This is a genomic window from Microtetraspora malaysiensis, assembly GCF_001528665.1.
GTDB lineage: Bacteria > Actinomycetota > Actinomycetes > Streptosporangiales > Streptosporangiaceae > Microtetraspora_A > Microtetraspora_A malaysiensis.
Genome location: NZ_BBYJ01000012.1, coordinates 134508 through 153894, shown reverse-complemented (window position 1 = coordinate 153894; position 19387 = coordinate 134508). Strand labels below are relative to the sequence as shown.

At 73.0% G+C, this 19387-nt stretch carries 14 protein-coding genes and 3 tRNA genes; 6 read left to right on the top strand and 11 right to left on the bottom strand.

All coding sequences use genetic code 11. The features are described from left to right. The first annotated feature begins 25 nt into the window (after window positions 1-25). The 3 genes from lysS (at window position 26) to AWQ71_RS17020 (ending at window position 3900) form a co-directional block, all read left to right on the top strand. The gene (gene lysS, locus AWQ71_RS17030; protein ID WP_245658332.1) at window positions 26-1738 is read left to right on the top strand and encodes a lysine--tRNA ligase; all 1713 of its coding nucleotides are present in this window, start codon (window positions 26-28) and stop codon (window positions 1736-1738) included. A 241-nt stretch (window positions 1739-1979) separates the two neighbouring features. After that, a complete protein-coding gene (locus AWQ71_RS17025; RefSeq protein ID WP_084258968.1) occupies window positions 1980-2582 on the top strand; it encodes a TetR/AcrR family transcriptional regulator in 603 nt (200 codons plus the stop codon). Then, window positions 2575-3900 (top strand): glycosyltransferase, encoded by a 1326-nt coding sequence (locus AWQ71_RS17020; RefSeq protein ID WP_067134222.1) that lies wholly within the window; start codon window positions 2575-2577, stop codon window positions 3898-3900. The genes AWQ71_RS17025 and AWQ71_RS17020 overlap by 8 nt, the downstream gene beginning before the upstream one ends. Window positions 3901-3952: 52 nt before the next feature. Here the strand turns inward: AWQ71_RS17020 and AWQ71_RS17015 are convergent, their stop codons facing one another. Next, a complete protein-coding gene (locus AWQ71_RS17015) occupies window positions 3953-4480 on the bottom strand; it encodes a GNAT family N-acetyltransferase (RefSeq protein ID WP_067134220.1) in 528 nt (175 codons plus the stop codon). Window positions 4481-4578: 98 nt separating this feature from the next. On the opposite strand from AWQ71_RS17015, the gene AWQ71_RS17010 reads away from it, so the two are divergent. After that, complete coding sequence (locus tag AWQ71_RS17010) at window positions 4579-5379, top strand: class I SAM-dependent methyltransferase (RefSeq protein WP_067134217.1); 801 nt, start codon at window positions 4579-4581, stop codon at window positions 5377-5379. 107 nt (window positions 5380-5486) lie between these two features. On the opposite strand, the gene AWQ71_RS17005 is transcribed toward AWQ71_RS17010, so the two are convergent. From AWQ71_RS17005 to AWQ71_RS16980, 6 genes are all read right to left on the bottom strand, one after another. Beyond that, on the bottom strand, window positions 5487-7190 hold the full coding sequence (locus tag AWQ71_RS17005; protein ID WP_067134214.1) for a (2,3-dihydroxybenzoyl)adenylate synthase: 1704 nt from the start codon (window positions 7188-7190) through the stop codon (window positions 5487-5489). Beyond that, the gene (locus AWQ71_RS17000; protein ID WP_067134211.1) at window positions 7171-9234 is read right to left on the bottom strand and encodes an acetate--CoA ligase family protein; all 2064 of its coding nucleotides are present in this window, start codon (window positions 9232-9234) and stop codon (window positions 7171-7173) included. The genes AWQ71_RS17005 and AWQ71_RS17000 overlap by 20 nt, the downstream gene beginning before the upstream one ends. Further along, a complete protein-coding gene (locus AWQ71_RS16995) occupies window positions 9231-10811 on the bottom strand; it encodes an FAD-dependent monooxygenase (protein ID WP_067134208.1) in 1581 nt (526 codons plus the stop codon). The genes AWQ71_RS17000 and AWQ71_RS16995 overlap by 4 nt, the downstream gene beginning before the upstream one ends. Window positions 10812-10816: 5 nt before the next feature. Beyond that, window positions 10817-12604 (bottom strand): FAD-dependent oxidoreductase, encoded by a 1788-nt coding sequence (locus AWQ71_RS16990; RefSeq protein ID WP_067134205.1) that lies wholly within the window; start codon window positions 12602-12604, stop codon window positions 10817-10819. A gap of 97 nt (window positions 12605-12701) precedes the next feature. Further along, complete coding sequence (locus AWQ71_RS16985; RefSeq protein WP_067134203.1) at window positions 12702-13562, bottom strand: VOC family protein; 861 nt, start codon at window positions 13560-13562, stop codon at window positions 12702-12704. Between the two features lie 32 nt (window positions 13563-13594). Further along, window positions 13595-14359: an alpha/beta fold hydrolase gene (locus AWQ71_RS16980; RefSeq protein WP_218001818.1), complete on the bottom strand. Its 765-nt coding sequence runs from the start codon at window positions 14357-14359 to the stop codon at window positions 13595-13597. A gap of 429 nt (window positions 14360-14788) precedes the next feature. Here AWQ71_RS16980 and AWQ71_RS16975 point away from each other — a divergent pair, with 429 nt between their 5' ends. Further along, complete coding sequence (locus AWQ71_RS16975) at window positions 14789-15961, top strand: PucR family transcriptional regulator (protein ID WP_067134197.1); 1173 nt, start codon at window positions 14789-14791, stop codon at window positions 15959-15961. A gap of 118 nt (window positions 15962-16079) precedes the next feature. Here the strand turns inward: AWQ71_RS16975 and AWQ71_RS16970 are convergent. From AWQ71_RS16970 to AWQ71_RS16960, 3 genes are all read right to left on the bottom strand, one after another. After that, a tRNA-Val gene (locus AWQ71_RS16970) sits at window positions 16080-16151 on the bottom strand. A gap of 15 nt (window positions 16152-16166) precedes the next feature. Then, window positions 16167-16237, bottom strand: a tRNA-Cys gene (locus AWQ71_RS16965). A gap of 13 nt (window positions 16238-16250) precedes the next feature. Beyond that, window positions 16251-16322, bottom strand: a tRNA-Gly gene (locus AWQ71_RS16960). Between the two features lie 144 nt (window positions 16323-16466). Between AWQ71_RS16960 and hutH the strand changes: the two genes are divergently transcribed. Continuing rightward, window positions 16467-18014 carry a histidine ammonia-lyase gene (gene hutH, locus AWQ71_RS16955; protein WP_067134195.1) on the top strand — a complete coding sequence of 516 codons (1548 nt, stop codon included), beginning with the start codon at window positions 16467-16469 and terminating at the stop codon, window positions 18012-18014. A 46-nt stretch (window positions 18015-18060) separates the two neighbouring features. Here the strand turns inward: hutH and AWQ71_RS16950 are convergent, their stop codons facing one another. Further along, window positions 18061-19311, bottom strand: coding sequence for an NAD(P)-binding domain-containing protein (locus tag AWQ71_RS16950; RefSeq protein ID WP_084258966.1), 1251 nt, complete (start codon window positions 19309-19311; stop codon window positions 18061-18063). Window positions 19312-19387 lie beyond the last annotated feature (76 nt).

Sequence of the window (19387 nt, the reverse complement as noted above, 5' to 3'; positions counted from 1 at the left end):
ATTTCACAGAAAGGGTGCGTCGATCGTGGCTGTAAGCTCCGAGACCGACTGGGTCTCCCGTTTCGCGGACGAGGTCATCGCCGAGGCGGAGCGTCGCGCGCCCGGAAAAACCATCGTCTGCGCATCTGGCCTCAGTCCGTCCGGACCCATTCACCTGGGGAACCTGCGTGAGGTCATGACGCCGCATCTCGTCGCCGACGAGATCCGCCGTCGCGGGTACGAGTGCGTCCACGTCCTGTCCTGGGACGACTATGACCGGTTCCGCAAGGTCCCGGCCGGCATCGACCCGGCGTGGGCCGAGCACATCGGCAAGCCGCTGACCTCCGTGCCCGCGCCTCCCGGCAGCCCGTACGCGAGCTGGGCCGAGCACTTCAAGGCCCCGATGATCGCGGCGCTCGCCGAGATGGGCATCGAGTTCCACGGCATCAGCCAGACCGAGCGCTACACCTCGGGCGCCTACCGTGAGCAGATCCTCTTCGCGATGCGCGAACGGGAGCGGATCGACGCGATCCTCGCCCAGTACCGGACGAAGGACAAGGGCGCCTCCCAGGCGCCGCGGCAGACGCCGGTGGACGAGGCGGAGGCCGCCGCCGTCGAGGGGTCGGGCGCGGCGACCGAGGACGACGGCAGCGCCGCCGCCGGCTACTTCCCGTACAAGCCCTACTGCTCGGCCTGTGAGCGCGACCTGACCACGGTCACCTCCTACGACGACGAGACGACCGAGCTGGCCTACACCTGCGTCTGCGGCTTCTCCGAGGTCGTGCGGCTGTCCGAGCACAACCGGGGCAAGCTGGTGTGGAAGGTCGACTGGCCGATGCGCTGGCAGTACGAGGGCGTCGTCTTCGAGCCGTCGGGGGTCGACCACTCCTCGCCGGGCTCCTCGTTCATCGTCGGCGGGCAGATCATCAGGGACGTGTTCGGCGGCGACCAGCCGATCGGTCCCATGTACGCCTTCGTCGGCATCAGCGGCATGGCCAAGATGAGCAGCTCCAAGGGCGGCGTGCCCACTCCCGCCGACGCCCTGGAGATCATGGAGGCGCCGCTGCTGCGCTGGCTGTACGCGCGGCGCAAGCCCAACCAGTCCTTCAAGATCGCGTTCGACCAGGAGATCCAGCGTCTCTACGACGAGTGGGACGCGCTGGCGCGCAAGGTCGCGGACGGCACGGCACTGCCCGCCGACCTCGCGGCGCACGCCCGGGCGATCGGCACCGCCGCCGGCCCGCTGCCGACGACGCCGCGGCCGGTGCCGTACCGGACGCTCGCCTCGGTGGTGGACGTCGCGGCGGGCGACCCCGAGCAGACCCTGCGCATCCTGCGGGACCTCGACCCGGCCGACCCGATCGAGTCCCTGGACGAGACCCGGCCCCGCCTCGACCGGGCCACCCACTGGGTCACCACCCAGGTGCCGGTCGAGCAGCGCACCCGCGTGCGCGACGAGCCCGACGCGGAGCTGCTGGCGTCCCTCGGCGACGCCGAGCGGGAGTCGCTGCGGCTGCTGCTGGAGGGGATCGACGAGCACTGGTCGCTCGAGGCGCTGACCACCCTCGTCTACAGCGTGCCCAAGCTCCGGGCGGGCCTGCCGGCCGACGCCAAGCCGACGCCGGAGCTGAAGGTCGCGCAGCGCGAGTTCTTCGCCCTGCTGTACCGGCTGCTGGTCGGGCGCGATACCGGTCCGCGGCTGCCGACGCTGCTTCTCGCGGTCGGCGCCGGTCGGGTGCGCAAGCTGCTCGACGCCTGACGCCTGACGTCTCCATCAACGGCCCGGGATGGCCTCGCCTCCCGGGCCGTTGGCGTACCCGGGGTGCAGGCGGGGCCGGCGAGATCGTCATCCCCGGCTTGATCACAACGCGACGAGCTCGCCTCCGGCTGCCGCCTCCTCACTCGATCTCTTGCGGCGGCGCCACTGTTCCGGTCGGCATGCGGGTGAACACCCCAGGTTTTATTTGACTGGTTGACCAATTGAATATAGATATGACTCCATGGAAAGTGAGGCCAAGCGCTCGTACCGTATGGGTGCCCGTGCCGCGGCCATGGAGGCCACGCGCGCGCGAATCCTCGAAGCCGCGGTCGCGCTATGGGCGCGGCGGTGGTACGACGACGTCACGCTGCAGCACATCGCCGACGAGGCCGGTGTGTCGGTGCAGACCATCGTCAACCACTTCGACAGCAAGGACGGGCTCGCCGACGCCATCGCCGACTGGCTGGCGTCCCAAACGGAGGTCGCCCGTCAGTCGCCGACCGGTGATGTACCGGCGATCGTGGCCGTGCTCTTCGAGGACTACGAAGGCCACGGCGACGCCAACGCGCTCTGGATCGCGCAGATCGATCGTGTCCCGGCGTTCGCCCGCGCGGCCGCCCACGCGCGCGGCCAGCATCGGGCGTGGTTGGAGCGGGTCTTCGCCGACCGCCTCCCGGCCCGGGGCCCCGCACGCGAGCACGCGCTGACCCTGCACTACGCCGCCACGGACGTCTACCTCTGGAAATTGTGGCGGCGCGACCTCGGGCTGTCGCGCGAGGACGCCGAACGTGCCATGTGCGACTTGCTGACCTCGATCGATCCGCGAAAGAGGAACTATGAGTAAGAACTTCCTGTTCGCCACCTGGTCCGGCGGCGGAGCCGTGCCGCCCACGCTTTCGGTCGCCCGCGCGCTGCGCGAACGCGGCCACGGCGTCCGGGTGCTGGCCGACAGGTCGCTGCACGACGAGGTCGCCGCCGCCGGCGCGGAGCCGGTCGCCTGGACGACGGCGCCCCAGGGCGACACCGCCGACCCGGCCAAGGAGGTCCTCAAGGACTTCGAGGCCCGTACGCCGTTGGGCGCGTTCGCGCGGCTGCGGGACCGCATCGTGTGCGGACCCGCGGCCGACTACGCCCGGGACACCCTGGCCGAGTTGCGTGCTCATCCGGCCGACGTGCTGGTCGCCGACTCCTCGCTCCTCGGCACGCTCACCGCCGGCGAAGCCGCCGGGATCCCCGTGGCCTCGCTCGCGACGACCGTCTATCCGATGCCCACCCCGGGAGCACCGCCGTTCGGTCCGGGATTCGCGCCCGCCACCGGCATGCTGGGGCACCTCCGCGACCGGATCCTGATGGGGCTGATCATGAAGCCGTGGGCGAAGGGGCTGCCGGCGCTCAACGCCGCCCGCGTCGCCAACGGCCTGGCGCCGCTGGACTCGGTCGTCGACGCGTTCTGCCGCGTCGATCGGTGTCTCGTGCTGTCCCCCCGTGCGCTCGACTACCCCAGCCGGCGCTTCCCCGACTACGTGCGCCACGTCGGCCCACGGCTCGACGACCCCGCCTGGGTCGGGGAGCTGGAGCTGCCAACGGGTGAGGCACCGCTGGTGCTGGTCAGCCTGAGCTCGACGTTCATGAACCAGCGCGTGGTGCTCGAGCGCATCGCCGAAGCCCTCGGCACGCTGCCGGTGCGTGGGCTGCTGACGACCGGCCCGGCCGTGGCCCCGGCGACGATCCGGGCGCCCGGCAATGTCCTCGTCACCGCGGCGGCGCCGCACAGCCTGGCGCTGCGCCACGCCGCGGTGACGATCACGCACGCCGGCCACGGCACGGTCGTCAAGTCCCTGGCCGCGGGTGTTCCCCTCGTCTGCGTGCCGTTGGGACGCGACCAGAGCGAGGTGGCGCGGCGCGTCGAACTCGCCGGCGCCGGGGTCACCGTCGGCAAGGGCGCCGCACCGCGCACGATCGCCCGCGCGGTCGACCGCGTCCTCCACGACCCGTCCTACCAGCGCGAATCGCGGCGGCTGGCCGGCGAGATCGCCGCCGAGACGGCCACCGACCGAGCGGTCGCCGAACTCGAGGCCCTCACCGAGCGGACGACCGGCAGGGACGAGGGCACTCCCGCGCGCGACGTGGCCGAACCGACCGGGCTCAACAGCGCCGGTTGAACCACCGTCCCGGCAGGCGGAGATCCGCCTTCCGGCGCTCCGGGCGGACCCGTCAGCCGGTCAGCTCCTCGGCCAGCAGGTCCATGAGGAGGCCGTCGTGCCAGGTGCCGTCCGGGCCGCGCTCGTACCGCCGCATGACGCCGACCGGGCGGAAGCCCACCTTCTCGTAACACCGGATGGCGGCCGAGTTGTCCGCGGCCGGGTCGATCGTCAGCCGATGGTGGCCCCGGTCGCCGATCAGATGCCGGGCCAGCGTGCGTATCGCGTCGGCGCCGATGCCCCGGCCGTGCACCGCCGGATCGAGGAAGACGTCGATGCTCGCGTGGCGGTAGTCGGGCTCCTCCTCCGCTCCCCACTGGATCTGGCCGGCCACGCGGCCGTCGTACACGATCGCGAGGACGGCGGTGTCCGGAGCGCTCAGGTCGCGGGCCACCTCCGCCGCCAGGTCCTCCTCGCCCCGCCACCACCGGTACACCTCGGGAGTGGCCCGAATGGCGGCGAGCGCCGGGATGTCGGCCTCCGTGGCGGGGCGTAAGGTCACCGCCGTGCCGTACAGGGTGGGATGTGGATCGAGGGACATGTCCGGACGCTACCTCAGCGTTTTCACGGGTGCGGCGAGTCGCTCCGTACCGGGAAAACCGGGTTGATCCCGGTCCGGGCGGGCGGCATCCTCACGGCATGACCGAGTCGCCGGAGTTCGCGCCCGAGATCATGGACTACTACCTGCGGGGAAGAGAGAACGAGCGGCTGCGCTCCGGCCGGGGGCGGCTGGAGCTCTGGCGCACGCGGGACGTGCTGCGCCGTGTGCTGCCGCCTGCCCCGGCCCGCGTCCTGGACGTGGGCGGGGCCGGCGGCGTGCACGCGGAGTGGCTCGCCGCCGACGGCTACCGGGTCGAGGTGGTCGACCCGGTGCCCGCGCACGTGGATCAGGCGGCCCGGCTGCCCGGCGTCGTCGCCCGGGTGGGGGACGCGCGGGCCCTGGAGGACGCCGGCGGCTCGGCCGACGCGGTCCTGCTGCTCGGCCCGCTGTACCACCTGTCCGACCGGGCCGACCGGGTACGCGCCCTGGCCGAGGCCCGCCGGGTCGTCCGGCCCGGCGGCGTGGTCGCGGCGGCCACGATCAGCAGGTGGGCCGCCGTGCACGACATGATCAGGTCGGGCCGTTACGCCGAGGAGAGCGTCCGGCCCGTGGTGGACGACTCCGCCCGCCACGGGCTGCTCCGGGGGAACGAGCGGATCGGCTTCACCACCGCCTACTTCCACGACCCGGACGAGATCCTCGGCGAGTTCGCCGACGCGGGCCTCCCGGAGGCCCGGCGATACGCCCTCGAAGGTGTGTTCAGCCTGTACGCCGACATCAACGAGTGGCTGGACGACCCGGAGCGCCGCGGCATGCTCCTCGACGTGGCCCGGCGCTCTGAGGGCGAACCCACTCTGCTCGGCGTGGCCGGCCACATGCTCACCGTCGCCCACGCGTGACAGCGGATCACCGCCGCGAACAGGTTGTGGCCGGAGCAAGGGGGATGCGCCCATCGGGGCGGCGGGCGGCCTTCGACGTCAGCCCCGCGGTCCGTACGGCCTCATGTTCATGGCGTGGCCGCCTCCGCGGCGATCCGCCCGGCGATGTCCGCCCGCAGCGACTTCTTGTCGATCTTCCCGACCTTGGTCAGGGCCAGTTCGCCGACGAGCACGAGGCGCTCGGGGAGTTTGAAACGGGCCACGCCCACCTGTTCCATCAGCGCGCGGACCTGTTCGAGCGCGACCGTCTCGCCGGGCCTCGGCACCACGTAGAGGCACACCCGTTCGCCGAGGACGGGGTCCGGCATGGCCACCGCGGCGACCTGGCTCACGGAGGGGAGCCGGTAGACGAGGTTCTCCACCTCCTCGGCGGAGATCTTCTCCCCGCCCCGGTTGATCATGTCCTTGTCGCGGCCCTCGACCACCAGGTTGCCCTCCGGCGTACGGCGGCAGATGTCGCCGGAGCGGTACCAGCCGTCGGCGCTGAACGCACGGGCGTTCTGCTCCGCGGCCCGGTAGTAGCCGCGCGGGGTGTACGGGCCCCGGGTGAGCAGCAGGCCGGGTTCCCCCTCGGGCAGGTCCCGATCCAGTTCGTCCACGATGCGCACCTCGTCGTCCGGGGAGATCGGCCTGCCCTGGGTGGTGCACACGACGTCCTCCGGGTCGTCGAGGCGGGTGAAGTTCAGCAGCCCTTCGGCCATCCCGAAGACCTGCTGAAGCGCGGCCCCGAGCCCCGGCCGCACCCGGTACGCCAGCTCGTCGGACAGCCGGGCGCCGCCGACCTGGAGGACCCGCAGCGTGGCGAGCCGTCGTGCGCCGTGTTCAGCGGCGTGCTCCAGCCACCGCCCGGCGACGGCGGGAACGACGGCGGTGTGCGTGACGCCCTCGGCCTCGACGATGGCGAAGGCGCGGCCTGGCTCCGGGGACGGCAGAGTTACCACCCGGCCGCCGGCCAGCAGTGTGCCCAGGATCCCCGGGCAGGCCAGCGGGAAGTTGTGCCCGGCGGGCAGGCTCACCAGGTAGATCGTGTCGGGCCCGACCGCGGCGACCTCGGCGCTGGCCCGCGCGTTGTAGGCGTAGTCGTCGTGGGTGCGCGCGATGAGTTTGGGCAGCCCGGTCGTGCCGCCGGAGAGCAGGAACACCGCCACGTCCCCGGCCGCGGGGGCTGCGGCGTCGAGCCGGGCCCGGTCGGCCGCCGCCTCGGTGGCCGGGCCGCACAGTGCGCGCAGGTCCACGCCGTCGGGCGCGACGTCGTCCCCGGCGACCAGGACGTGCCAGTCCGCGCCGGTGGCCGCGCGTACCTCGGCGGCGATGTCGTGGCCGAGGCGCTGGTGATCGAAGTCGCGCATCCGGTCGGGCACGGCGACGGCGACCGCCTCGGCGTGGACGGCCAGGTGGGTCAGCTCGGCCCTGCGGTGCGCGGGCAGGGCCATGACCGGCACGATCCCGGCGCGCAGGCAGGCCAGGGTGAGCACGACGAACTCCCAGGAGTTGCCCAGTTGCACGACGATCCGGTCGCCCCTGGCGATGCCGAGGCGCAGCAGCCGTACGGCGGCGGCGTCGGCCCGTTCGGCGAGTTCCGCGTGGGTGAGCCGGAGCCCGGCTCCGCCGCGGGCCACCGGATCGACGAGGGCGGGGGCGTCCGGGACGCGGTCGGCCACCGCGCGGAGCAGGGTGCCGATCGGGACCCCGGCCCAGTGGCCCGCCGCGACGTAGCGCTCGGCGTACGGCGCGGGCCAGGACACGGTGTGCTCATTGATCGGGGTGGGCATCGTCGGCCTTCCTGGTGAGGATGACGGCGTCGAGCGCGACCAGGCCGTCCCGGCCGAGCCGCAGAGGGTTGATCTCGATCTCGTCGAGGAGGGGATCGGCGGCGAGCAGGTCACCGAGCGCGGCGACGATCCGGCCCAGTTCCGCGAAGTCGAGAACCGGGCCGCCGCGCCAGCCGGTGAGCAGGGCGTGCCCGGCGAGTTCCGCGGGCATCGCGGCGGCCTCCTCCCGGGTCAGCGGGGCGAGCCTGACGGTGACGTCGGCCAGCGCCTCCGCGACGGTGCCGCCCAGCCCGGCCAGGACGACGGGCCCGAAGACCGGGTCGCGGCGGGCGCCGACGACCAGGTCGACCCCGGCGGGTGCCATCGACTCGACCAGGTAGCGGCGGGCCCCGGCCGCGTCGAGCCGATCGAGCGCCGCGTCGAGGTCGTCGCCGGTCACGACGCCGAGGTGGACCCCGCCGATCTCGGTCTTGTGCAGGACGGTGGCGTCGAGCAGTTTGACCGCCACCGGCCCGCCCAGTTCGGCGAGCGCGGCGTGCGCGGTGGCCCGGTCGGCGCAGGCGCGGCGCGGCATGGTCGTCACGCCGAGGCGGCCGAGCAGGTTCTTGGCCTCGTGCTCGTCGTACGCGCCGGTGACGTCACCCGGCACCCCGACGGGTACGGCGGGTACGGAAGGCACGTGGGCCGCCCCTCTGGCGCGGGCGTCGGCCAGCAGCGCGGCGGTGGCGGCGGCCACGCCTCGGGGGTCGGCGGCCACGGCGATCCCGGCGTCCCGCAGCGCCGCCCGGTCGCGGGCGACCTCCTCTCCCGTCCCGCCGAGGCCGAGCACCATGGGGACCCCGGCGGTACGGCCCTGCCGGGCGGCGGCGACGACGTCCACCGCGTCCGGTTCGTGCAGGACGTATCCGGCGATCACCGAGACGCCCGGGTCGGCGCCGACGGCGGCGAGGACGGCCCCCAGTTCGGGGCCGGGGCGGCCGGTGTCCACCGGGTTGAGCTGGTAGGTCAGCGGCGGCAGCAGTCCGGAAAGGGTCCGCCGGGTGCCGGGGGTCAGCTCCGGCACACGTGCTCCGCGGCCACGCAGGTCGTCCAGGAGCAGCAGCCCGGGGCCCGCCTGGGCGGTGACCAGGCCGACGCCTGGTCCGGCGCACGGCGGCATCCGGGTCACCGACAGCGCGCCGACCGCGTCGACCAGCTCACGCTCGTCGCCGACGAGCACGGCTCCCGCCTGGGCGAGCGCGGCCCTGGTAGTCCGCCAGGAGGTGGCCAGCGCCCCGGTGTGCGAGGCGGCGAACGCACCGACGTCGTGGCGGCCGACGACAAGCGCGACGACCGGGCGGCGCGCGGCGAGCCGGCGCACGCTCTCGACCAGCCGGGGGCCGTCCGTCACCGACTCGACGTGCAGCGCCACCGCCGCCGTGCCCGGGTCCTCGGCCAGGTGGTCCAGCACGTCGGGGGCGGTCACGTCCGCGCCGTTGCCGAGCCCGACCGCGAGCCTGACGCCGTACCCGGCCTCGGTCAGCGCGAACGCCAGGGCGTGGTTGACGCCGCCGCTCGCCGCGACGACGGCCACGGAGCCGGGTCGTACCCGGGCGACGCCGGGGACGAAGCTGGCGGTCACCCCGGCGGCCGGGGCCAGGAAGCCGCTGGTATTCGGGCCGAGCAGCCGGATGCCGGTGTCGCGGACGACCTCGCGCAGCGCGCGCTGGTACGCCACGCCCGGCCCGCCCGCCTCGGCGAACCCGCCGCCGCAGACGACGGCGGCCCGCACGCCCGCGGCTGCGGACTCGGCGAGCACACCGGGGCAGGCCGCGGCCGGGACGCAGATCACCGCGAGGTCCACCGGCCCGGCCTGCGCCGCCGCGCGGATCGACGGGTGCATGGTGTCGTCGCGGGCGTTGACGAGCGCCAGGTGGCCGCCTGCCTCGGCGAACGCCGACAGCGACCGCGCCATGACCGCGCCGAGCTTTGCCGGGTCGCGGGACGCGCCGACGACGGCGACGCCGCGCGGCTCGAACATCGGGGTCAGGCTCCGCGCGGTCATCGGGGCACTCCCACCAGGTCGGCGCGGCCGGACAGCACCATGGTCAGCGCCCGATCGAGGTCGTGGTCCGGCTCGACCGCCAGGGCGGGCAGCCGCTCCCGTAGCCTGGCCCGCTCGCAGAGCAGGGTGCGGGTCAGCGGGGTGCCCCCGTGTACGGCGACCAGCACGGGGGCGTCCGGCCCGCTCGGCCCGGTCAGCCGGGCGAGCCGGTCGAACGACGCCGGCAAGGCCGCCTCGGTGTCCGGCGCGGCCAGCAGCGCACCCCACGTCCCAGGGACCGGCCGTCCGGACAGGGGCAGGTCGCCGGTGCCCCGTACCGCGGCGGGCAGGCCGTCCGGTCCGGTCACGACGTCTACGAGGCGGCCGGGCGCGGACCAGCGGGGCGTGCGGAACGGGGTGTCGATCGGCCGCGCGCCGTGCTCCTCGCGCCACCTGTGGTGCGCGCCGGCGACGTAGTCCGGAGCGCGGCGGGCCAGCCGGGCGTCGGTGATGCTGCGGGTCAGGAAGTGGTAGGCGAACTGCCACGGCTCGAACGCCTCGTGGTAGCCGCCGAAGTTCTCCCACCAGGCCAGGCTGGGCCGCGCGGAGTCCTGGATGTGCCGCACCGGCGGCTGGGCGGTCCGCTCGTAGGCGGCCAGGGCGGCGGGCAGGTCACCGGGGTGCGCGGCCAGCGCCCCGGCGAGGGCGACGGCGTCCTCCATCGCCATCTTGGTGCCGGACCCCACGGAGAAGTGCGCGGTGTGCGCGGTGTCGCCGAGCAGAGCGACCGGGACCGGGCTCAGGGTGTGCCACCGGCGGGTACGGCGGGTGCGGAAGTTCGCCCACCGGGAGTTGTTCGTCAGCAGCCGCCCGCCGCCGATGTGGTCGGCGAAGAGCCGCTCCAGGTACTCCTTGGACCGGGTGTCGCTCGGCCCGGGCGGCTGGGTCACGTCGAACGCGTCGAGCCCGGCCCGCCGCCACGACGCCTCGTCGGTCTCGACGATGAACGTCGAGACCGTGTCGGAGATCGGGTAGCCGTGCACCGCGAACACGCCGTGCGGACCGCTCTCGTGGATGAACGTGAGCCCGTCGAAGAGGTGGTCGGTGCCGAACCAGATGAACTTGGCGCCGGCCGTCTCCACCTCCACGCCCAGGCCGGGACCGAGGGCGTCGCGGATCCTGGACCCGGCGCCGTCCGCGGCCACGACGAGGTCGTAACCGGTCAGGTCGTCCAGGGTCACCTCGGTGGAGAACCGCAGCGTGGCTCCCATGTCGCGGGCGCGATCCTGGAGCAGCAGGAGCAGGGTGCGCCGGGCGACGGCGGCCATGCCGTTGCCGCCGCAGCGGATCCGCTCGCCCTTCAGCCGTACCTCGATCTCGTCCCAGTGCCGCCCGTGCTCGACCAGCGCCCGGCGCAGCACCGGGTCGGCCAGGTGGATCCCCTCCAGGGTGCGGTCGGAGAAGACGACGCCGAAGCCGAAGGTGTCGTCGGCCCGGTTGCGCTCGAACACGGTGACCTCGGCCGTGGGGTCCGCCTGCCTGATCAGCGCGGCCAGGAACAGCCCGCCCGGCCCGCCGCCCGCCACTGCGACCCGCATCGCGATCAGCCCTCCCCGGCCATGTCGTCGCGGGTCTCGCGGCCGAGGATCTTCGCGACGGCCGTGCGCAACGCGGCCTCGGGGTCCGACGGCAGGGAGGCGGCCCGCCAGCCCACCATGTGGTCGGGGCGGACCAGCAGGACGCCGTCCTCGCCGACCTCGGAAGCGGCCCGGTAGTCGCCGTAGCTGTCCTCGTAGTCGCAGCCCCTGCCGATGCTGTGCACCCGGATCGGCAGGCCGAAGCGCGCCGCGACGGCTTCGGCGGCCGTGCGCCAGGCCGCGCCGCCGATCCCGGTCAGCAGGGTGAACTCGCCCCTGCCGCACAGATCGAAGGTGGACACCCGGCGCTGGTCGCGGGTCACCCACACGTGCGGCAGGTGCCGTCCCGGGCGGGTGGTCCGGAAGTAGTAGACCTCCTCGTCACGCGGCGCGGGCACCTCGGGCGTGCCGTCCGGGACGACGGCGGCGGACGTGTAGTGCTGGTTGGTCTCGACCCCGTGCGTGTTGAAGCACATGATCGTGGCGTGCAGCGCGTCGTCGAACGTGCGGCGGCGCCGGCCCGCCTCCGCCGTCGGCTCGGACAGCCGGTCGATCGCCTCACGCATCGTGTTCTCGTCCGGCGCGGGCGGCAGTTCGAGCGCGGCGAAGATCGGCGGCATGAGGTGCGCGCTGCGGGTGGCCCGCTGCACGATCTGCTTGGCGACGGGCGCCCGCTCGTCGCGGTAGGTCTCGATCAGCGAGGGCGCGGCCTGGCCACGGAGGACCAGCGCCAGCTTCCAGCACAGGTTGTAGCTGTCCTGCATGGAGGTGTTGGAGCCGAGGCCGTTCATGGGCGAGTGCCGGTGCACGGCGTCACCCACGCAGATGACCCGGCCCCGCATGTTGTCCGTCGCGTACACGTCGTTGACGGCCCAGGTGGAGATCGACAGCACCTTCACCGGGACGGTGTCGTCGCCGATGAGCTGGTGCGCGACCCGGATACCGTCCTCCTCGGTGAACGTGGGCGTGCCCTGCGACTCGTCGTAGCCCCACACGCCGACCCACCGCGTCCACGGGCGGACCATGCGCAGGACGCCGATGCCGTTGCCGTCATGGCCGACCCCGGGCTGCACCAGCCAGTACATGTCGCCCGGCCGGTGTTCCACGAACCGGGTGAGGTCCGCCTCGAACACCACGTTGATCGAGCCGCCGGTGCCCATCTCGCCGACCAGCGGCAGGCCGAGCTTCTCAGCGACGACGGATCTTCCGCCGTCCGCGCCGATCATGTACTTGCTGCGGATGCCGTACTCCTGGCCGGTCAGCCGGTCGCGGACCAGAGCGGTCACGCCGTCCTCGTCCTGGGTGAACGTCACCAGTTCGGTGTTGAACCGCACCGAGGAGCCACGCGAGGACGCGGCGTCCACCAGGATCGGCTCCAGGATGTGCTGCGGCAGGTCGCACACCGAGGAGGGGCTGGCGAGGTCGTGCTCGGCCTTGAAGTGCGGGTGGGTGTACCAGGTGCGCAGCCGGCCCAGCTCGTTGCCGGCCAGGCTGGTCGCGTAGACGTGCTCGCCCATCAGGTGCTGCGGCGTCGCCTGCTTGATCACCTGGTCCTCGACGCCGAGGTCGCGCAGCACCTCGACGCCACGCTGGTTGGTGATGTGCGCGCGGGGCGTGTTCGAGACCCCGGCGTACTTGTTGAGCATCACGTTCCGGACGCCGTACGTCGCGAGCAGCGCCGCGGCGGTGGCGCCGGCGGGCCCGGCGCCGACGATGAGGACTTCGGTCTCCAGGACGGGGGTGGGGGTGTCCATCTGCCAGTGACTCCTAGGTGTGGGGTGTCGCGCCGGCCCGGTCGTACGGCGTGCCCCGGGGGCGGGGCCGGTCCGTTCCCGGGGCGGCGCCGCAAGGTCAGTGCCGGTGGCCCCAGATGTCGGGCCCGGGGATCTCGGTGACCTGCCAGGTGGCGTCGTCGATCAGCACGCCGCCGCAGCCGAACTCGGTGTGCACGCCGACCGGGGACTCGGCGTAGAAGGAGAACATCTTGTCGTTGGTGTGCTGGCCGAGCGTCATGGTGACCGGCACGTCGCGGTCCTGTACCAGGTCGTACGTGCGGCCGACCTGCTCCATGTCGGGGACCTCGAGCATGAAGTGGTGCAGGAAGGGGTGGTCGATGCCGAAGAACGGGCCGTCCACGAAGGCGATGCTGTGGTGCCGCGGATTGGTGTGCAGGAACGTGGCCCGGAACGGCGCCCGCATCGTGTCGCTGATCTTGAAGCCGAGCACGTCGGTGTAGAACGCCTGCTGTGCGGCGACGTCCGGGCTGGCCAGGACGACGTGCCCGAGGCCGAGGTCGCCGGTGATGAACCGCTCGACGTCGCGGGCGGAGGTGAACTCCCCGTCGCCCCCCGCCTGGCCGTGGTACAGCTCCACCCGGTTGCCCGCCGGGTCGAGGAAGTGCGCCATGCCCTCGACGCGCCGGGCCTCCAGCTCGCGCTGCGTGGCCGAGCGGGCCCGGACGCCGTGGTCGCTCAGCTCGTCCATCGCGGCGCGCAGCGCGTCGGCGTCGGCGAGTTCCCACCCGTAGTAGGCGCCGCCGTCGCGGTCGGCCGCCTCGACGGTGACGCGGTGGTGCCGGTCGTCGATGCGGAAGTGCGTGGCGCCGTCCTCTCCCGCGACCCGCTGCATGCCGAGGATGTCCGTGGCATAGGTGGCGAACGCCTCCGGCTCCCGGGCGTGGAGGCCGAGGTAGCCGAGCTGCTTGATGTCCATGTGTCTCCTACCTGGCTGGTGGTGGCCGGTCGTCAGTTCGCGTCGGCGAGGAAGTGACGGAGCAGGGCCGCGTAGTCGTGGGCGCGCTCGATCTGCACCCAGTGCCCGCAGTGCGGGAAGACGTGCAGCTCCGCGTTGGGCAGGTGCTGCTGGAGGTACACGCTGGAGTCGGGCGTGACGAACCGGTCCTCCCGGCCGTGCACGAGCAGGAACGGGTGCGGCATCCGGCGCAGCGCGGACGGGGGCACGGCCGCCTCCGCCGGGGTCGAGACCGCGGAGAAGAACCGCTCGTAGGACCGGCGGACCTCCGGGCGCATGACCTCCTGGTAACGCTGCTCGACGATCGACGAGATCGACTCGCTCAGCGCGCTCTCGTCGTGGACGAACCACCTGGTGAGGTTCTCCAGAGCGCTGATCGTCGGGTCCTTGTAGAAGGAGACCATCCGCATGACCTCGGGCGTCGGGTGCGCGCTTCCCCCCGCGCTGCCCATCAGGGAGATCCGGGCGAACCGGTCCGGCGCCGCCATGACCAGGTGCATCGCCAGGGCGCCGCCCATCGAGTTGCCGACCAGGTGCGCGCGCTCGATGCCCAGCCCGTCCATCAGGGCCAGCACCTGGTTCACCCGCAGCCGCAGCCAGCCGATGAGGGTGGGCGGCATGTCCTGCGGGTGGTCGGTACGGCCGTAGCCGACCAGGTCGGGTGCCAGGACCCGGTAGTCGCCGGAGAGCAGCGGGATGAAGTCACGCCAGTTCGACGAGGCGTTCGCGCCCGGGCCGCCGCCGTGCAGCAGGATCACAGTTTCGGAATTTTCCGCACCACTATCCAGAAGGAACGTGGAATAGCCGTCTGTCTCGACAGTACGTTCGATTACCTGGGTCACGAGTATTGGGTCCCTTTCCTCACGTGTCGGACTGCTCGGCCGGCGTTCCGCCGGTCGCCGCCCCAGGCGGCTGGCAATCATGCCCCGCGCTGTGCCAGCATTCGTCCAGGCCCCGGGTGATTGACCACCGATTCGGACTCGGAGATCAGGGAGCCTTTCCCCGGCGACCCGGCCGCCGCGTCCCGGCATGGACGGCAGCGGCTTTCGGTCACCTTCACACCACGCGTTGTCGGCTTGTGCGGTGTTGACTCACCGTAGCCGGGTGGCAGGCGGACGCGCTTCGGACGTTCTGTCGCCGCCTGCCGGACGTGATCCGACGAAGTGTCGAAGGAGAGGACCAACCCGATGAGCCTTGATGACACCCTCCAGGATCTGGCTGATCGCTTGGGCGCCCCGCTGGTCGTGCTGGACCTCGACCTGAAGGTCGCGGCCTACAGCATCCACGACACCGACGCGCGCCGCGCCCGGCTGGCCCGGCTGCTGGCCGGATCGGCGGCGCCGCTGACCGAGGCCCTGGTCAGGGAGCACCGGCTGCGTACCGTCGCGCACCCTGTGTACATACCGGCCGATGCGCGGCGCGACGCCAGCGTCGTCATGCCGCTGCGTCACGAGCAGCACCTCCTCGGCTACGTCTACTGCGTGGACGACCGGCCCGGCGGGGAGACGCCGGCCGACGCCATGCGCGCTCTGGCGGCCGCCGGTCCGGAGATCGGCATGCTCCTCGCGTTGCGGCTGTCGGACCTGCGCCGCAGCGTGGAGCACGCGAGATCCCTGCTGTCCGCCCTGCTGAGCGACGCGCCGGACGAGCGCGGGCGGGCCGCGGAGTCCCTGCTGCGGGAAGGGCTGATCGAGGACGTCGAGCACTACTCGGTGCTGGTGCATCGGGCGCCGGAGACGTGTCCGCGGTCCGTCACCCGGCTGGCGGTCGAGGCGACGCTGGAGTTCACCTCCCGCTCGACGACCGTCAAGATCGTCGGCGCGGTCCTCGGCGTGGAGGGGATTGTGCTGTTCCCCCGCCCGGTCAACCCGGCCAGGCTGGACCGCGTCCTCGCCTCGCCCGGCCTGGAACACGTGACGGCCGGGGTGGGCGGCGTCAAGCGGTCGCTGACCGAGGCGGTGGAGTCCTACCGCGAGGCGCAGATCGCCTGCCGCGCCTCACGCGCGGATCCGCGGCGTTACGGCAGGCGGGTCCTCTGGGAGGACCTGGGTCTGGACCGCCTCCTCCTGCAACTGCCGCTCGACCGGCTGACGCCCGGCCACCTGCCCGCCGGGGTGCGGCGGCTGTTGACCTCCCCGCACAAGGCCGAACTCGTCTCGACCCTGCAGAGCTACCTGGACAGCGGCGGTGAGATCCAGCGGACCGCACGCCGGCTGAACATCCACCGCAGCACGCTGTACTACCGGCTCGACCGGATCCGGGAGGTCACCGGCTGCGACATCTCCGACGGCGCGGTACGGCTCGACCTGCACGCCGGCCTGCGGATCGCCCGCCTCGCCGGACTCTGCCCGGACGAGTGACGGCGGCCCGGGCGGCGGCCTGTGAGCCCGGCCTGCGGTCAGGGGTGGCCCGTCTCCGACGCGACGGCGGGTCCGGAAACAGAAAACCCCAGGCCGTGGGGCCTGGGGTTTTCACGAGTGGACGATACTGGGATTGAACCAGTGACCTCTTCCGTGTCAGGGAAGCGCTCTCCCGCTGAGCTAATCGTCCTTGGCTTGGGGCCAGAGGTGGAGACGGGATTTGAACCCGTGTACGCGGCTTTGCAGGCCGCTGCCTCGCCTCTCGGCCACTCCACCACGTAAAGCTCCGAGCGGAAGACGGGATTCGAACCCGCGACCCTCACCTTGGCAAGGTGATGCTCTACCACTGAGCCACTTCCGCGTGATTTCCCGCCTTCTCGGAGGCGGCCTCACGCAGAGAACTCTAGCGAATCCGCGCCGACTCCCCAAATCAAGCGGGAGACCCGGGGGATGTAAGCAGCTAACATTGCAGACGCTAGTTACGACGTGCGGGAAGAGTGAGACCATGCGCGACAACGAGGTCGTGGAGATCAGGCCGGAGCCGCCGGCCTTCGATGACGTGATCAACGTGGCCAGGTACGGCGCGCCCGTACGGCTCACGGACGACACGATCGCGGAGATGGCCGCGTCACGGGGCCGGATCGAGGAGCTGGCGGAGAGCGAGACCCCCGCCTACGGCGTCTCCACCGGGTTCGGCGCCCTCGCCACCCGGCACATCGACCCGTCGCTGCGCGCCCAGCTCCAGCGGAGCCTGGTCCGCTCGCACGCCGCCGGCTCGGGACCCGAGGTGGAGACCGAGGTCACCCGGGCCATGATGTTCCTGCGCCTGCACACCCTCGCCACCGGTCACACCGGCGTGCGGCCCACGACCGCGCGGGTCCTGGAGAGCCTCCTCAACGCCGGGATCACGCCCGTGGTCCACGAGTACGGCAGCCTCGGCTGCTCCGGCGACCTCGCGCCGCTCTCCCACGTCGCGCTGACCATCATGGGGGAGGGCGTCGTCCGCGACCGCGAGGGCCGGGTCCGCCCCGCCGACGAGGCGCTCAAGGAGTACGGCATCGAGCCGGTCGAGCTGGCGGCCAAGGAGGGCCTCGCGCTCATCAACGGCACCGACGGGATGCTCGGCATGCTCGTGCTCGCCATCCGCGACCTGGAGCGGCTGCTCAGAACGGCCGACATCAGCGCGGCGATGAGCGTCGAGGCGCTGCTCGGCACCGACCGGGTCTTCGACGCCGCGCTCCAGGCGCTGCGCCCCCACCCGGGCCAGGCGGCCGCGGCGGCCAACATGCGCGCGCTGCTGGACGGGTCGGGGATCATGGCCTCGCACCGGGACGGCTCGTGCACCCGGGTGCAGGACGCCTACTCGCTGCGCTGCGCGCCCCAGGTCGCCGGCGCCGCCCGGGACACCGTCGCGCACGCCACCACGGTCGCCGGGCGCGAGCTGGCCAGCGCGATCGACAACCCGGTGGTGCTGGCCGACGGCCGGGTCGAGTCCAACGGCAACTTCCACGGCGCCCCCGTGGCGTACGTGCTGGACTTCCTGGCGATCGCGGTGGCCGATGTCGCGTCGATCGCCGAGCGGCGTACCGACCGGATGCTCGACGTGGCCCGCAGCCACGGGCTGCCCGCCTTCCTGGCGGACGACCCGGGCGTTGACTCGGGGCACATGATCGCCCAGTACACGCAGGCCGCCATCGTGTCGGAGCTGAAGCGCCTGGCCAACCCCGCCAGCGTCGACTCGATCCCGAGCTCGGCGATGCAGGAGGACCACGTCTCGATGGGCTGGTCGGCCGGGCGCAAGCTGCGCCGAGCGGTCGACGGTCTGACCCGGGTGCTCGCCGTCGAACTGCTCACCGCCGCCCGCGCCATCGACCTGCGCGCGCCGCACGCCCCGGCCCCCGCGACGGGGGCGGTGACCGCGCTGATCAGGGAGTCGGTCGCGGGCCCCGGGGCGGACCGCTTCCTCGCGCCGGAGATCGAAGCGGTCGTACGGCTCGTCGCCGAGGGAGCCGTCGTCGCCGCCGCGGAGTCGGTGACGGGTTCGCTGGGCTGACCGGCACGGCTGGGCTGACCGGCACGGCCGTACGCGGAGCGGCGGGTCAGCGGATCGCCGCGATCACCTCGACCTCCAGCAGCGCACCGGGCAGGAAGAGGCGGGAGACCTCGACGGTGGTGCTCGACGGCGGCTTCCCGGTGAGGTAGCGCGCGCGGACGTTCCCGTAGTCGGCCAGCCGCTCCATGTCGGTGACGAACGACTTGACGTGGATCACGTCGTCGAACGAGCTTCCCTGGTCCGCCAGGATCAGGCGCAGGTTCTCGAAGATGTGCTCCGTCTGCCGGGCCATGTCGTCCTCGCCGAGGACGTGGCCGTGCTCGTCCGCCGCGACCTGTCCGGAGACGAACAGCAGGTCTCCGAAGCGCACCGCGTGGGAGTAGAACCCGTTGGTCGGCGGGACCGTCGAGGGGTTGATCCGCACGGCGGCTTTCCCGCCCCGGGCGCGCTCGCCGGTCGCGGCGTCGCCGGGGGCGGCCGCGGCGGCGGCCCAGCGGACGACGGCGGTGAGGTCCTGGGCGCCCAGGCCCGCCGCCTCGGCCGCCGAGAGCAGGTCCCGCGCGGCCGCCGTCACCGTCTGAGCCGCCCCCGCGCCGCCGGTCGCGAGTCGCAGGTCCTTCGCCGCCAGGCCGAGCGCGTACCGGGTCTCGACGGGGCCCCGCTCCGTCGCGGCGGCCGCGAGCCGGTCGGCGAGCGCGCCGAGCGGGGTGCCCGCGAGGACGTCGAGGAAGGTCGCGGGGGCGACGCCCATCCGCTCCGCGTACGCGAGGTTCTCGGCCAGCATCACCTGGGCGGGGACGAGCGCGCTCATGACGGCCAACTTCAGCGCGGCGCCCGATCTGGGGCCGCCCACCTCGCGCACCGTCCCGAAGACGGCGAGCACATCGCGGCAGCGCGCCAGATCCTCGGGTGAACCACCGGCCAGGACGGTCAGTTTCCCGGCCTTCGCGGGCTCCACGCTGCCGAGCACCGGCGCGTCCACCAGTCCCGCTCCCGGGGGCAGCGTCTCCCGGAGCCGCGCGACGGCGTCCGGGCCGATCGTCGACATCTCCACGACCACGGCGTCCGGGCGCAGGCCGGGCAGCGCGGCGCGCACGACGGCGTCCACCGCGTCCGGGTCGGCCAGCATCGTGATGACGAGCTCGGCGCCCGCGACGGCCTCCGCGGGGGTCGCCGCCACCGCCGCCCCCGAGATCTCCTTACGCGTGCGGTTCCATACGGTCACCTGGTGCCCGGCGTCCACGAGCCGCCGGGCCATGAGGGCGCCCATGCGCCCCAGTCCGAGAAAAGCGATCATGTTTGGGGACTTTAGGTCGTACGCGACCCATTCCACCAGCGACTAAATCGCATGATATCCATGCCTATGGCTCATG